The sequence below is a fragment of the Acidimicrobiia bacterium genome, from assembly GCA_035651955.1.
GTDB lineage: Bacteria > Actinomycetota > Acidimicrobiia > IMCC26256 > JAMXLJ01 > JAMXLJ01.
This window is the reverse complement of the sequence record DASRES010000054.1, coordinates 22,414-36,241: the sequence shown is the minus strand read 5'-3', so window position 1 is coordinate 36,241 and position 13,828 is coordinate 22,414. Positions and strand designations below refer to the sequence as shown.

Below are 13,828 nucleotides of genomic sequence, written 5' to 3'. Positions count from 1 at the left end.
GGGTCCGTAGTCCTAGTCGCTTTTGGGAAGCGTGACGGACACAGAGCGTCGGTCACGCTTCACACAACGGCGGTGGGGTCAGAAGCAGCCGTCCAGGAAGGTGCCGATGCGCTCGCGTGCGCGCTTGCCGAGCTCCATCGGGAAGGCGACGAACCCGTGGATGCAGTCCGGGTACACCGCCAGCTCGGCTTCGTTGCCCCACGCCTCCCAGCGTGCCGCCATGAACAACGTGTCGTCGAGCAGGTGGTCGGCCGACCCGACCGTGAACAGCGCGGGAGGCATGTCGCGCAGGTCGGCATACAGCGGCGAGTACTGCGGCGCGCGTGAGTCGAGACGCGACACGCCGGGGAGGAAGCACTCGAGCACGAAGCCGCTCAGCTCGGGGTCGAGCATGTCCGCCACGTTGCTCGGCCTCACCCCGACACCCGACGGCGTCCCGCTCAGGTCGTAGACACCGAAGACGAGGTTCGCGCCGGTCACACGGTCGATCGCACCCAGCTCGTCGCGCACGCGCAGCAGCGTCATGGCCGCGTAGTAGCCGCCGGCCGACTCGCCGCCCACCACCACGGGCCCGTCGGTCGAGTCGAGCACGGCCTTCGTGACGGCGAGGCAGTCGTCGCTGCCGGCCGGGAACGGGTACTCGGGCGCGAGTCGGTAGTCAACGGACACGACGTCCACGCCGAGCGTCTTCGCGATCTCCGCGTTGCCGACGTCGTTCATGCGCGGGCTCCCGAGCATCATCGCCCCACCGTGGAAGTGCACGTAGGTCCCTCGCGGCGACGGGCTGCGGAACACGCGGCAGGGCACGCCGGCGATCGACTCGTCGGTGCCGTCCGGTGACTCGACCTCGAACGACTGCATCATCCGGCGCTCGGCCGCGACGCGTCCCGCGGTGTCGGTCGGCATCGTCGCGGCGTCGGCGCTCATGAGCTCGCGGATCGCGTCCGCCATCGCCCGGGCCTCGTCGCGCAGCCCCTCGTACTCCTCGGGCCACATCATCCCTGCTCCTCTCTTGCCTCCCGCGCGTGCGCGCGACGGTGGTGCTCCGCGAGCACGTCCTCACCGAAGTCGTGTGACGGCTCGCGCACGACGGTGTGGACGTGGTTCGCGTCGTCCTGGGTGTTGTCGAGCTCGACGAGCAACCGGGGGCCCGCGACGCGGTAGTAGTGCCCGACGCCCGGCTCCGGCGCGCCCGCCCACGCGAAGCGGGCCCGATCCGGATCGGGCACGCGTGCACCGGCGGGGAAGCGGGCGAGGTACACGTCGAGCAGCCGGCGAGCCGTGTCCGCGGCCACGCCCGTGAGCGCCGCGATCGGCACGCCGTCGTCGGGGATCGAGTCGCCGACGTGCCGGTCGTTGCGGGTCACGATGTCGTCGGGTGCGACGTCGGCGACGACCGCGGACGCTCGTTGCTCGACCGTGAGCGCGTGCAGGAGGTCGAAGCCGAGCTGCTCCTCGACCGCGAGCGGTGCCACGACCGTCATCCCGTGGTCGTGCACCGACGCGGGGTTCGCGCCGAGGAACAACGGCGTGAGGCGCACCTCGCGGTCGACGACCGTCGCGTGCAGGGAGACGTGGTGCCCCTCGTAGCGCACCGCCCACGCGTCCGCACCCGGCTCACCGAAGACGGTCAGCCAGTAGTCGTCACGGTGACGACGGTCGCTGCCGTAGCGCTCCAGCCGGTCGAGCACCTCGTCGAGCCCCATGATCGTGACGACACGCGCGAACGCGGGCAGCGGGACGAGCGTCGCGAGCAGCCGGTGCAACGACTTCGACTGCGCGCGCTCGAGCTTCGACACCGGCATGCCGCGGCGCTCCGTCGGCCAGTACGCCCACGTGTGCCGCTCGTCGTCGTGATCGAACGGGATGCACGCCAGCGCGCGCTGCGAGCCGTCGAGCGACCCGAGGAACGTGCCGGTGGCGTCCGCGAGCGACGAGGCCAGGTCCATGTGCGCTACGAGGCGGAGCCCTGGCCGGATGGCCGGGAGGGCGGAGCCGAGGGAGCCACGGACACAGACGGTAGATCGTCCCGCCGCCATCCCGCGTTGGTACACAACTCGCGCCCAGGACCGCGACTCGTGTACCAACCGGTCAGGGGGCGTCGGGCTCGCGGCCGTAGAAGACCCGCTCGACGACACGCCGGGCGCGGCGCGTGATGCGGCGGTAGTCGTCCCGCAACGACGCCTGCGGACGGCCGAGATAGCCGAGCATCCGTGCGAGGCGCAGCGCTTCCACGGAGTCCTGCGGCAGCGACTCGCGCTGGCTCCCCGTGAGCAGGAACCGGTAGTCGCGCGCGCGTGAGCAGAACGCGTGCGACTGCTCGAGCGCGAATGCGTCGGACGGGTCGAGGACGCCGGCGGCCGCGGCCGCGCGCAGCGCGACGACGGTCGACGGCGTTCGCAGCGACGGGATGCGCGCGCCGTGCTCGAGCTGGACGAGCTGTGCCGTGAACTCCACGTCGGACAGCGAGCCGCGCCCGAGCTTCAGGTGGAACTGCGGGTCCTCGCCGGGCGGGATCCGCTCGCGCTCGATGCGCGCCTTCATCCGCCGCACCTCGCGCACCGCGTCGTCCGGGAACGGGTCGCGGTACACGAACGGCTCGACGAGGTCGCAGAACCGGGCCGCGAGCTCCATGTCACCCGCGACCGGCCGCGCCTTGAGGAGCGCCTGGAACTCCCACGTCAACGCCCAGCGCTCGTAGTACTCGCGGTACCCGTCGAGCGACCGCGCGAGCGGGCCCTGCTTGCCCTCCGGACGGAGAGCGGCGTCGATGCGGAACGTCTGACCCTCGGCCGTCGTCGCGCCGATCTCGACCATGAGCGCCTCGGCGACGCGCTCGGCCTCGGCGAAGTCGTCCGCGCCCGTCCCCTCGTACACGAAGAGCACGTCGATGTCGGACGCGTACGACAGGTCCGCGCCACCGAAGCGGCCCATGCCGATCACCGCGAACGGCAACGGCGGTGCCAGCATCTCGAGCGCGGCATGCACCGACGCGTCCGCGAGCGCGGCGAGCTCACGACCCGCCGTCTCCGTGTCGGCGAAGCCGAGGAGGTCGCGCGCGCCGATGCGGACGAGCTCGCGACGCTTGAACCGCCGCAGCCCCTCACGCCTGCCCTCCGCGTCCTGGCGCCACGTGAGCGTGCGCGTCGCCTCGTCGACGAGCTCGTCGCGCGACTTCTCGACCGCGAGCTGCGCGTCCGAGCCGAGCAGCTCGACGAGCTCCGGGTGGCGGCGGAGCGCGTCCCCGAGCAGGCGGCTCGACCCGAGCACCCGGCACGTCCGCTCCGCCGTGGCCGGCACGTCGCGGAACGCGGTCGCGAGCGCGGTCGAGCGGACGGGGCCCTCGACGAGCCGGCGCAGCTGCAACAGCGCGAGGTCGGGATCGGGCGCGACGGAGCACCACTCCAAGACGAGCGGGAGGAGCTGCTGCATCAGCTGCGAACGGCGGGTCAGGCCGGACGTCAGCTCGTGCAGCGCGGCACGCGCCTGCGCGACGTCCGTGAAGCCGAACGCGACGAGCCGCTCCTCGGCCGCCTCGATCGACAGCGGACCGGTTCCGGCGAGCGTCTCGAGCAGCGGCGCGAAGAACAGCTTCTCGTGGATCGACCGGACCGTCGCCTGCTGCGCTCGATGGTTCGCCTCGAACTGCGCCCACGCGGACGCGCTGCCACGGTCGCGGTAGCCGAGGACGCGCGCGAGGCGGGCGCGTGCCGACGCGTCGGTCGGGAGCGTGTGGGTCTGCTGCTCGTCCCAGAGCTGCAGCCGGTGCTCGACGGTACGCAGGGAGCGGTACGCGCGATCGAGACGGCGCGCGTCCTCGTCGTCGACGTACCCCGCGCGCGCGAGCTGCGTGAGCGCTTCGAGCGTGTTGCGCGAGCGGATCGACGGGTCGTGGCGGCCGTGCACGAGCTGGAGGAGCTGCACGGCGAACTCGATGTCGCGGATCCCTCCCGGTCCGCGCTTCAGCTCCCGGTCGCCGACACCGCGGCGCCTGGTCTCCTGCTCGGCGCGCGCCTTCATCTCACGGATCTCGCGGACGGCGTCGGCGTTGAGGACGGCCGGCCACACGAACGGCGCGACGCGCGTCATGAACCGCTCCGCCAGGTCGCCGTCGCCTGCGACGGGCCGGGCCTTGATCAGCGCCTGGAACTCCCAGTTCTGCGCCCAGCGCTCGTAGTACGCGAGGTAGGCGTCGAGGCTGCGGGTCAGCGGCCCCGCGCGGCCCTCGGGGCGCAGGTCGGCGTCGGTGCGGAACACGATCCCGTCGGCGGTCGGGTGGGCCATCAGCGCGAGGACCTGGCGTGCGGCCCGCTCGGCGTCGTCCGCCCCGTTCTCGTGCACGAACAGCACGTCGACGTCGCTCGAGTAGTTCAGCTCGCAGCCGCCGAGCTTGCCCATGCCGATCACCGCGAGGCCGCCCGACGGTGCTGCGAGGTCTGCCACCGCCCGGAGCGCCGCCTCGGCGAGCGCAGCCAGCTCCGCACCCACGGCGCGCAGGTCGGCGAGGCCGAGCAGGTCGCGTGCCGCGACGCGGACGAGCTCGCGACGCTTCCAGCGCCGGAGCGCCGCGGCCGGATCATCCGCGCCCGCAAGGCCACGCGCGAGACGGTCACGGAACGCTTGAACGTCGAGCTCGCGCTCCAACGAGTCGACGTCGCGCAACGCGTCGACCATCTCGGCGTCGACGAGCAGCCCGGCGAGCAAGGACCGCGACGCGACCGACACCGCGACGAGCGCGTCGACGAGCCGGGGGCTCGAGGCCAGCTCCGCGTCGAGACCGGGATGGGCCTCCGTCAGCCGCTCCAACGCGACGCGCGCCGTGATCGGGTCGGCGGAACGCTCGATCGCGTCGACGATCGACGGCCGTCCGAGCACGCTCACCACGCACTGCAGTGTCGCACGATGCCGAGCGAGGGCTGCCCCCGCACGTGCTCGTATCCTGTGGGTGTGCCGCGCCTGCGCATCGCCGCCGCCCAGCTCGACCTCGTCGTGGGTGACCTCGACGGCAACGTCGAGCGCATGCTGAGCGCGTACGACGCCGCCGAGGAGGCGGGGTGCGACGTCGTCGCGTTCCCCGAGCTGGCGATCACGGGCTACCCGCCCGAGGACCTGTTGCTGCGCCCGGCGTTCGTCGCCGAGGCGGCGGCGAGCCTCGAGAAGCTCGCGTCGCGCACCGGCCGCGCCGCGGCGGTCGTGGGCTACCCGGAAGCGGGCCGCGACCTCTACAACTCGGCGGCGTTGTGCGCGCAGGGTCGGGTGCACGGCGTCTACCGGAAGCACCTCCTGCCGAACTACGGCGTGTTCGACGAGCAGCGCTACTTCGTCGCGTCCGACGTCGACGGTCCGCTCTTCGTGGTGAACGGGGTGCGGGTCGCGCTCAGCGTCTGCGAGGACGCGTGGAGCCCGACGGGCCCCATCCTCAGCCAGGCCGCGGGTGGTGCCGAGATCGTCGTGAACATCAACGCGTCGCCCTACTACGCCGGCCGCATCCGTGAGCGCGAGACGATGCTCGCGACGCGCGCGGCGGACGCGTCAGTCCCGCTCGTGTACGTGAACCTCGTCGGCGGCCAGGACGAGCTCGTCTTCGACGGCGCGTCGATGGTGTTCGACGAGGGCGGTCGTCTGCTCGCGCGCGCGAAGCAGTTCGAGGAGGACCTGCTCGTCGTCGACGTCGAGGTCCGTCCGGGCTTCCGTCGCCGGCTGCTCGACCCGCGCGGTCGTGTGAGCGCGCCGCTCCTGCCCGAGATCCGCGTGAACGACGCGCGCATCGCCGAGCGCGCCGCGCCGGCCCGCGTCACGCCGCTGCTCGAGCCGCTGCGCGAGGTGTACGAGGCGCTCGTCCTCGGCACGCGTGACTACGTGCGCAAGAATGGCTTCACCGACGTCGTGATCGGCCTCTCCGGGGGGATCGACTCGTCACTCGTCGCCGCGATCGCGGCGGACGCGCTCGGCCCCGATCGTGTGCTCGGCGTGCTCATGCCGTCGCGGTTCTCGAGCGAGGGCAGCGTGACGGACGCCGACCGGCTCGCCGCGAACCTCGGCATCCGCACGATCACCATCCCGATCGAGACCGCGCACGCGGCCTTCCTCGAGATGCTCGAGCCCGCGTTCGCCGGAACGGCGAGCGGGCTCGCGGAGGAGAACCTGCAGGCCCGCATCCGCGGCACGTTGCTCATGTCGATCAGCAACAAGTTCGGCTCGCTCGTGCTCACGACGGGGAACAAGAGCGAGATGGCGACGGGCTACTCCACGCTCTACGGCGACATGGCCGGTGGCTTCGCGGTCATCAAGGACGTGCCGAAGATGCTCGTGTACGCGCTGTGCGTCGACCGCAACGAGCGTGCCGGGCGCGAGATCGTCCCCGAGACGGTCCTGACGAAGCCGCCGAGCGCAGAGCTGCGCCCCGACCAGCGCGACGAGGACTCGTTGCCGCCGTACGGCGTGCTCGACGACATCCTCGAGGGCTACGTCGAGGAGGACCAGTCCGTCGCCGATCTGGAGCAGACGGGTCTCGACGGTGACGTCGTCCGACGCGTCGCGACGCTCGTCGACCGCAACGAGTACAAGCGCCGGCAGGCGCCGCCGGGCGTGCGCGTCTCGCCGAAGGCGTTCGGCAAGGACCGCCGTCTGCCCATCACGAACCGCTGGTCCAGCTGACGTCGCGGGTCCGGGTCGACGCGCCCGACGCGGCGCTCGTCGTCGCGGCCGCGTGCTTCGGCGTCACGTTCGTGATGGTGAAGGACGCGCTGCAGGACGTGAGCCCGGCCGGGTTCATCGTGCTGCGGTTCGCGATCGGAACGGCGGCGCTCGCGCCGTTCGCGGCGCGAAGGCGCGCGTCGTCGATCGAAGGCGTGCGCAGCCGCGCGTTCCTCGGTGTCGTGGTCGCGCTCGGCGTCGCGCTCACCGCCGGCTATCTGCTGCAGACCGTCGGGCTGCAGTACACGGACCCGTCGAGCGCGGCGTTCATCACCGGGCTGTTCGTCGTGTTCACGCCCCTCATCGAGGTGGCGTTGCGTCGTCACGCGCTCCGGCGGTCGACGGTGGTGGCCGTCGGGCTGGCCGTACTCGGGCTGTTCCTCATCACGGGCGCGACGCTCCACGTCAGTGCCGGCGACGCGCTGACGCTCGGGTGCGCCGTCGCGTTCGCGGTGCAGATCGTCATCCTCGGTCGCTGGTCGTCGCACTTCGATCCGTTCGTGCTCAACACCGCGCAGATGGGAGCGCTCGCGCTCTTCACGCTGCCCGCGCTCGCGGTCACCGGCCCCGGCGCGCTGACGGTGCGGGCGTGGACCGCGATCGTCGTGACCGGCCTCGCGTGCTCGGCGCTCGCGTTCACGCTCCAGGTCTACGGGCAGCGCCACGCGTCCGCGACGCGCAGTGCGCTGCTCCTCTCGCTCGAGCCCGTCTTCGCGACGGCGACCGCGTACGCGACCGGTCACGGTCTCGGTGCCCTCGGCGCGGCGGGCGCGGCGGTGATCCTCGCCGCGATCCTCGTCGAGGAGGTCGCCGAACGCTGACCCGCGTCGAGCGTCCTTGACCGGGCGGTCAAGGCAGCGGAGACTGTCACGCGCCGCCGACCTGGAGGTCACCCGCCTTGGCCGACCCGACGAAGCCCCGCCCCGCGTTCGCGCCGTGGGACCGCCGGGAGCTGCCCGGCCTGTTCGACGTCTCGGAGTCCGCCCGCCGCGTCGGCAATTACAAGTGGATCGAGATGCGCCTGTTCGAGGCGCTGGGCGGCTGGGTCGCGACGATCCCCGAGCTCGACGTGAAGATGGTCCTCGGCCGGCAGTGCTACCACCACGCCTGGCACGCCGAGCTCTGGCACAAGCGCCTCCCCGAGCTGCGCGAGATGAACCCCGAGCGGCTCACGGTGCCGGCCAACGACGAGTTGGTCGCGTTCGTCGACGCGCTGCGCGAGCCCGAGGCGCCCGAGCTGACCATCGAGAAGCTGGTCGGCGTCTACCGCGTCCTGCAGCCGCGCCTGATCGGCGCGTACACGTACCACCTGAACGCCACGAGCTCGATCACGGACGCGCCGACGATGCGGTCGTTGCGGTTCGCGCTGCAGGACGAGATCGACGACTGGCGCGACGGCGAGATGCTGCTCCAGTCGTTGCTCGCGACGCCCGAAGAGGTGGAGCGGGCGTCGCGTCGCCAGACGGAGCTCGAGCAGCTGATGGTCCGGGCCGGCGGTGTCGCGGGCCCCGGTAGCCTGGGCACTGCGCAGGACACGCACAACGAGGAGGTCCTGGCGTGAGGAAGATCTTCCCGCCGAACGAGCTGGCCCGCGACGAGCGGTTCGTGCGCACGAAGATCGAGGACCGCGTCCTCGACCCGCGCAACATGGCGATGATGGAGCGGGACCTCGGCTCCGCGAAGCTCGAGCCGTCCCGCCCGGCGGCGGCGGATCGGGCCCGCTCGTTGATGCACGGCATCTTCGTCGGCGAGATCCAGGCGCTCGAGGGCGCGGGTCGCACCTGCTTCGACTTCGACGACGAGGACGCCCCGTTCGCGTTGAAGCTCGACATGGCGCGCCAGTGCTGGGACGAGTCGCGTCACGTCGAGATCTCGGTGAAGCTCTCCGAGTGGATGGGGACCGAGATCGGCGAGTTCACCGAGTCGACGTTCCTCTACGAGGCCGCGTGCGCCGACGACCCGGTCCTGCGTCTCTGCGGTGTGAACCGTGCGCTCGAAGGCCTCGCGATCGACGTCTTCAACACGATGAAGGAGTTCGGCGACGTGTCGGGCGACCCGGTGCTCGAGTTCTGCGAGGACTGGATGCTCGCCGACGAGGTCACCCACGTGAAGATGGGTTCCGACTGGCTCCGCCGCCTCACCGAGAAGGACACGGAGCGCCGGAACCGGGCGCTCGAGTTCCAGCGGACCGTCGACAAGATCTTCAGCCTCGGCGGCTTCCGCGGCGAGGGTGACGAGAACCCGATCCACCTCGCGCGCAGGTTCCGCGCCATGGCGGGGTTCGACGACGCCGAGATGGACGAGCTCGCCGAGATCGCGAAGCAGGCCCAGGCGGACGCCGAGGCGATGGCCGCGGCGGCGCAGCAGGGTGGGGCGTACGGGGCCTGACGGTGACGATCACGGTCACGCCCGACCCGTTCCGGCTCGTCCCCTACCACACCGCGACGGTCCACGGGCTCGCCGTCGACGCGGCGCGCGTCACCGGCTTCCCCGACGACGTGGACGTCGCGCTCGAGATCGACGAGGTGCTGCCGCATCCCCTCACAGGCACGTTCGTCGACGTGCTCGGCGACCCGCCGCGGGTCGACATGTGGATGTCGGGTGCGAACTTCGAGGATCCGAAGCGGCCGCTGCAGTTCCAGCACGAGCTCGCCCGAGCCGAGCTCGCCCGGGCGTTCCTGCGCGCGTGCGACCGGTTGCGTCCCGAGTTCGGCAACGCGCCCGCGGACGAGGAGCTCTCGGACCGCCAGCGTGCGGCATGGGACGTCTGGACCGAGGGCCGGGCCGCGCGGCTCGGTGTCCCCGCGACCCGTCCCGACCGGCTCCTGTACCACTACCGGCTCCAGCACGGGTTCAACGACGTCGCCGACGCGGTGTTCGAGCGGCTGTGGCACGCGGACGCGCTGACGTGGGACGACCTCGAGCAGGCCTGCCGCGACACGGACGCGGCCGACACGCGGGAACGTCCGAAGCGCACCGCGCTGCGCAAGGAGCAGCTCCGGGCGCCGAAGCCGGACGCGACGCCGGCCTGACGCCGTTCGTCAGTCGAGGTCGTGCGCGCTGACGACCTCGTAGAGCCCGAGATCGGGCTTCGCCGCGAGGATCTCGACCGCGGCGCGCGCCATCTCGACCGTCTCCTCGGCATCGAGGTGGGCCCGCTGGGCATCGGGATCGTCCCACTTCTCGACCACGAGGAATCGACCACTCTCCGTGACCGACATGACGAGGTCGACGTTTCGGCAGTGGGGCCGCATCCGGGTCAGCACGACGTACTTGGCGAGCAGCGCGGCGAGCGTCGCCTCCTGGCCGGGCCGGGCCCGGAAGGAGCCGGCGACCACCGACAGCTCGACGTCGTCGGCCACCGCGTCCACCCTCCCGCGCCGCTCGCCCGCCCGTCCCGTCGTCCACACCGTTGTCCACAGAGACGGGGGGAAATCTGTGGACAACCAATCTTGACGGCACCGGTATCGTACTCAGTACCGGGGTGAGTGCAGCTCGACTGTGGACCGTTCGACCGATGTAGCCGAGCGCGCTCTCTTCCTCGTTGCCAGAAACTGTCAGGGAAGAGTCGACCGAGCCGTCGCGTCGGACCGGCGAAGTGCCGGACCGACCGACGAGAAGGACAGCGAGCGTGGCCAAGGAGCGCGTCGAGCGGGACGAGGAAGATCTCGTCCGGTTGTACCTGACCGACATCGGGCAGTACCCGCTGCTCACGAAGGACGACGAGGTCCGCCTCGCGCAGCAGATCGAGAACGGCAACGCTGCGCGCGAAGAGCTCTTGGCCGGCGGGAAGAGCCTGACCCCCGCGAAGAAGCGCGAGCTGCGCCGCGTCGGCCGTGACGGCGAGGACGCGCAGCGGACGTTCGTCCAGTCCAACCTGCGTCTCGTCGTGTCGATCGCGAAGAAGTACCAGGCGTCCGGCCTGCCGCTCCTCGACCTCATCCAGGAGGGCAACCTCGGCCTGATGCACGCGGTCGAGAAGTTCGACTGGCGCAAGGGCTTCAAGTTCTCGACCTACGCGACGTGGTGGATCCGCCAGGCGATCACCCGCGGCATCGCGAACACGGGTCGCACGATCCGGCTCCCCGTGCACGCGGGCGACACGCTCGCCCGTCTGCAGAAGGCGCGTTCGCGCCTCGAGCTGAAGCTCGGTCGTCCGGCCACGCTGGCCGAGCTCTCGGCCGAGGTCGAGATGCCCGAGGACAAGGTCACCGAGGCGCTCCGCTTCGCCGCCGAGCCGCTCTCCCTCTCGGAGCCGCTGCGCGAGGACGGGGACGCCGAGCTCGGCGACATCGTCGAGGACCGCTCGGCCGAGTCGCCGTTCGAGGTCGCCGCGACCGCGCTGTTGCCCGCGGAGATCGAGAAGCTGCTGTCGCCGCTCGACGAGCGGGAGCGCCAGATCCTCGCGCTCCGCTTCGGGCTCGATCGGGGTGAGCCCCGGACGCTCGAGGAGGTCGGCGAGTACTTCAACCTCACCCGGGAGCGCATCCGCCAGATCGAGGCCCGGGCGATGTCGAAGCTGCGTCACCCGTCCGCCGACACGGGCGCGCGCGACCTGCTCGCAGTCTGATCCGTTCCTGCCGCCGCACGGCGGTCTTCGTACGAGGCCGGGTCGAGCGCCCGGCCTCGGCGCGTCGGCTCCCGCTCAGGCCTCGCGACGCGCTCGCGGCTTCACCGTCTGCTCGATCCACCGGGTCGCGATGCTCGCCCACAGCCCGGGGTCGTCGAGATCGCAGATGTGGCCGACCTCCCGGATCACGTGGAGCTCCCAGTCCGGGTGGTCGGCGGCGGCCGCCCGCGCCCACACGGCCGGCACCTCCGCGTCGACCTCGCCGTGCAGGATCAGGACCGGGCAGCGGATCGCGTCGAACATCTCGTGCGCCCGCGAGGTCAGCGCGGACATCGTCACGAGCGACGCGAGCGCCTCGGCGTCCGTCACGTTCGAGAGCAGGGTGCGTGGCTCCTCGCGCTGCATCTCCGCGGCGAGGCGCCGCACCTCGTCGCTCAGCGGCACCCGCCCGACCCGCGGCACGATGCGGTCGAGCGGGATGTCGACCAGGATCCGGCCCAGCTCACCGAGACGCTCGAGCAGGAGCCCGCTGACGACGGCTGGCGCGCGCCACCCGCCGAAGACCGGCGGCATGTACGCGCTCACGAGCGCGACGCCTGCGACGCGGTCCGGATCCTGACCGGCCTGGCGCGCGCTGACCGCGCCGCCGAGCGACTCGCCGACGAGCACGACGGGCCCGTGGGTCGTCGCGTCGAGGAAGCCGTTCAGGGTCTGCTGCTGCGCGGGCACGGTTCCCCGCCTGCCGTCGCGCGGGGTGAGCCCGTAGCCCGGCATGTCGAACGCGAGGACGCGCCCGTGCTTCGCGAGCGCGGGCGCGGGCCCGATCCACGACAAGTGGTTCCGGCCGAGCGCGTGCACGCACACGATCGTGAGGTCGTCGGGCCCGGGCCACTCCCGGTAGTGGACGGGGCCGTCGACGTCGACGAAGCGACCCGGCGGGATGTCGCGCGAATGACGCGCGCGGGGCGTCGGCATGGCGCGGCAGGCTATCGGTCGGCGGTGACCGCGCCGTCCCTGCGCGGAGGTGGCAGGAATCGAACCCACCGGACGGGGATCGCCCGTCCCACTCGTTTTGAAGACGAGGGGGGCCACCAGACCCCGTTCACCTCCGGCGAGAGTCTGGCACGACGACACTGCTACCTCTTGCGTAGTACTACGTGCCGCGTAGTATCATGCCGGGCATGCGGAGACGAGCACGCACCGCGGGTCTGCGCCGGCCCAACGACCCGCCGGTGCTGATCCTCACGAGCCTGGCCGGGGGACCCAAGCACGGTCACGCGCTGGCCAAGGACATCGAGGCGTTCGCGGGCGTGTCGCTCGGGCCGGGCGCGCTGTACGGCGCGATCACGCGGCTCGAGGAGCGCGGCCTCATCGAGCCGCTGCCCGCCGACGACCGGCGCCGCCCGTACCGGATCACGGCCGCGGGGTCGGAGGCGCTGTCCGCGGTCGTCGACGAGATGCGGACGCTGTCGCGCGTCGGCGCGGCGCGTCTCCGGGCACTCGGGGCCGCGTCGTGACCCGCGCGCGGCGCGATCCGCTCCGGTGGTACCCGGCCGCGTGGCGCGCCCGGTACGGCGACGAGCTGCGCGCGCTGATCGAGGACCACGCAGGCGGGGACGGACCGAGGCTTCGCGAGCGCGCGTCGCTCGCCGGGCACGGCCTCGTCGAGCGGGCCCGTGCGCTGTTCCTCCTCGGCCCCGGCGTGCCCGAGGAGTCGCGTTGGCGGGGCGGTGCGCTGCTCGTGCTGATCGCGTGGGCGGTCTTCATGATCGGCGGCGCCGGGTTCTCGAAGTCGTCGGAGCACTTCGCCGCGTCGCTGCCGGCGGGCGCGCGCACGCTCCCGAGGGCCGCGTTCGACGTCGTCTCCGTCGCGGCCGTCGTCGGTGGACTGCTCGTCGTCACGGGTGCCCTGCTGGCCGGTCCCGCGTTCGTCCGCTTCGTGCGAGCCGGGGGCTGGGCGTCGCTGCGCGGTCACGTCACGCGCGCCGTGGTCGTGACGGTCGTGTTGGTCGCGTCCACGATCCCGCTCGTGCTCTGGGCGCACGACCTGCCCGCGCACGCGCGCAACGGCGGGAGCGTCGGGTACGGGGTCGCGTTCCTCGCCTGGGTCGCGCTCGCGGTGACCTGTCTAGCAGCCTGGACGGTCGTCGCCGTCACGGTCGGCCGCCACGTGCTCCTGACCCGGCGGGTCCTGCGCTGCGAGGCCGCGCTCGCCCTCGCCCTCGCGGTCGTCATGGTCGTCGTCACGGCGGCGACCGCGACGTGGTGGGGTGCGATGGCGGCGTCCGCGCCGTGGTTCCTCGCCGGCACGCCTCGGGGGACGACGGGAACGGCACTCGACGTGCCTCTCGCGGTGGCGATGGCCGTCATGGTCGCCGGTCTCGCCGTGTCGACCGCAGGTGCGCTTCGCATCGCCCGTCGTTGACGGTCGCTCGACGGCTCGGCGCGAGCGCCGGCCGTCCTGCGGTTAGGATTCGGCCGCCCGGTAGGCGTGTCGCTGGACCCAGGGAGAATCCGTGAAGAAGCTGCTCCTGCTCCTCATCGTGGTCGCGATCGGTGCGG

General features: G+C 72.1%; 13 protein-coding genes and 1 tRNA gene. 8 read left to right on the top strand and 6 right to left on the bottom strand.

The genetic code is table 11. The annotated features are described in order from the left end of the window. Positions 1 to 78: 78 nt before the first annotated feature. The 3 genes from VFC33_12175 to VFC33_12165 all read right to left on the bottom strand — a co-directional run bounded on the left by VFC33_12175 (position 79) and on the right by VFC33_12165 (position 4,884). The gene (locus VFC33_12175) at positions 79 to 999 is read right to left on the bottom strand and encodes an alpha/beta hydrolase (GenBank protein ID HZR13992.1); all 921 of its coding nucleotides are present in this window, start codon (positions 997 to 999) and stop codon (positions 79 to 81) included. Next, positions 996 to 1,949 (bottom strand): DUF3500 domain-containing protein, encoded by a 954-nt coding sequence (locus VFC33_12170; GenBank protein ID HZR13991.1) that lies wholly within the window; start codon positions 1,947 to 1,949, stop codon positions 996 to 998. The genes VFC33_12175 and VFC33_12170 overlap by 4 nt, the downstream gene beginning before the upstream one ends. Before the next feature lie 142 nt (positions 1,950 to 2,091). Continuing rightward, positions 2,092 to 4,884 carry a bifunctional [glutamine synthetase] adenylyltransferase/[glutamine synthetase]-adenylyl-L-tyrosine phosphorylase gene (locus VFC33_12165; protein HZR13990.1) on the bottom strand — a complete coding sequence of 931 codons (2,793 nt, stop codon included), beginning with the start codon at positions 4,882 to 4,884 and terminating at the stop codon, positions 2,092 to 2,094. Positions 4,885 to 4,947: 63 nt separating this feature from the next. Here VFC33_12165 and VFC33_12160 point away from each other — a divergent pair, with 63 nt between their 5' ends. The 5 genes from VFC33_12160 to VFC33_12140 all read left to right on the top strand — a co-directional run bounded on the left by VFC33_12160 (position 4,948) and on the right by VFC33_12140 (position 9,728). Next, positions 4,948 to 6,657, top strand: coding sequence for an NAD+ synthase (locus VFC33_12160; protein ID HZR13989.1), 1,710 nt, complete (start codon positions 4,948 to 4,950; stop codon positions 6,655 to 6,657). After that, positions 6,645 to 7,517, top strand: a complete 873-nt coding sequence (locus VFC33_12155) for a DMT family transporter (protein HZR13988.1) — start codon at positions 6,645 to 6,647, stop codon at positions 7,515 to 7,517. The genes VFC33_12160 and VFC33_12155 overlap by 13 nt, the downstream gene beginning before the upstream one ends. A 77-nt stretch (positions 7,518 to 7,594) precedes the next feature. Beyond that, positions 7,595 to 8,257 (top strand): hypothetical protein, encoded by a 663-nt coding sequence (locus tag VFC33_12150; GenBank protein HZR13987.1) that lies wholly within the window; start codon positions 7,595 to 7,597, stop codon positions 8,255 to 8,257. Next, positions 8,254 to 9,084 (top strand): DUF455 family protein, encoded by an 831-nt coding sequence (locus VFC33_12145; GenBank protein HZR13986.1) that lies wholly within the window; start codon positions 8,254 to 8,256, stop codon positions 9,082 to 9,084. Before VFC33_12150 ends, VFC33_12145 begins: the two co-directional genes overlap by 4 nt. Positions 9,085 to 9,086: 2 nt before the next feature. Further along, a complete protein-coding gene (locus VFC33_12140) occupies positions 9,087 to 9,728 on the top strand; it encodes a hypothetical protein (GenBank protein ID HZR13985.1) in 642 nt (213 codons plus the stop codon). 9 nt (positions 9,729 to 9,737) lie between these two features. Here VFC33_12140 and VFC33_12135 read toward each other — a convergent pair whose 3' ends face one another. Further along, positions 9,738 to 10,058, bottom strand: coding sequence for an antibiotic biosynthesis monooxygenase family protein (locus tag VFC33_12135; protein HZR13984.1), 321 nt, complete (start codon positions 10,056 to 10,058; stop codon positions 9,738 to 9,740). Between the two features lie 269 nt (positions 10,059 to 10,327). Here VFC33_12135 and VFC33_12130 point away from each other — a divergent pair, with 269 nt between their 5' ends. Further along, on the top strand, positions 10,328 to 11,266 hold the full coding sequence (locus VFC33_12130) for a sigma-70 family RNA polymerase sigma factor (GenBank protein ID HZR13983.1): 939 nt from the start codon (positions 10,328 to 10,330) through the stop codon (positions 11,264 to 11,266). A gap of 75 nt (positions 11,267 to 11,341) precedes the next feature. Here VFC33_12130 and VFC33_12125 read toward each other — a convergent pair whose 3' ends face one another. Together VFC33_12125 and VFC33_12120 are read right to left on the bottom strand one after the other, a co-directional pair. Continuing rightward, the gene (locus tag VFC33_12125) at positions 11,342 to 12,241 is read right to left on the bottom strand and encodes an alpha/beta hydrolase (protein HZR13982.1); all 900 of its coding nucleotides are present in this window, start codon (positions 12,239 to 12,241) and stop codon (positions 11,342 to 11,344) included. A 43-nt stretch (positions 12,242 to 12,284) separates the two neighbouring features. Next, positions 12,285 to 12,376 (bottom strand) — tRNA-Sec (locus tag VFC33_12120). Positions 12,377 to 12,447: 71 nt separating this feature from the next. On the opposite strand from VFC33_12120, the gene VFC33_12115 reads away from it, so the two are divergent. Together VFC33_12115 and VFC33_12110 are read left to right on the top strand one after the other, a co-directional pair. Next, positions 12,448 to 12,783, top strand: coding sequence for a PadR family transcriptional regulator (locus VFC33_12115; protein HZR13981.1), 336 nt, complete (start codon positions 12,448 to 12,450; stop codon positions 12,781 to 12,783). Continuing rightward, positions 12,780 to 13,691, top strand: coding sequence for a hypothetical protein (locus VFC33_12110; protein ID HZR13980.1), 912 nt, complete (start codon positions 12,780 to 12,782; stop codon positions 13,689 to 13,691). The genes VFC33_12115 and VFC33_12110 overlap by 4 nt, the downstream gene beginning before the upstream one ends. Positions 13,692 to 13,828: the final 137 nt, after the last annotated feature.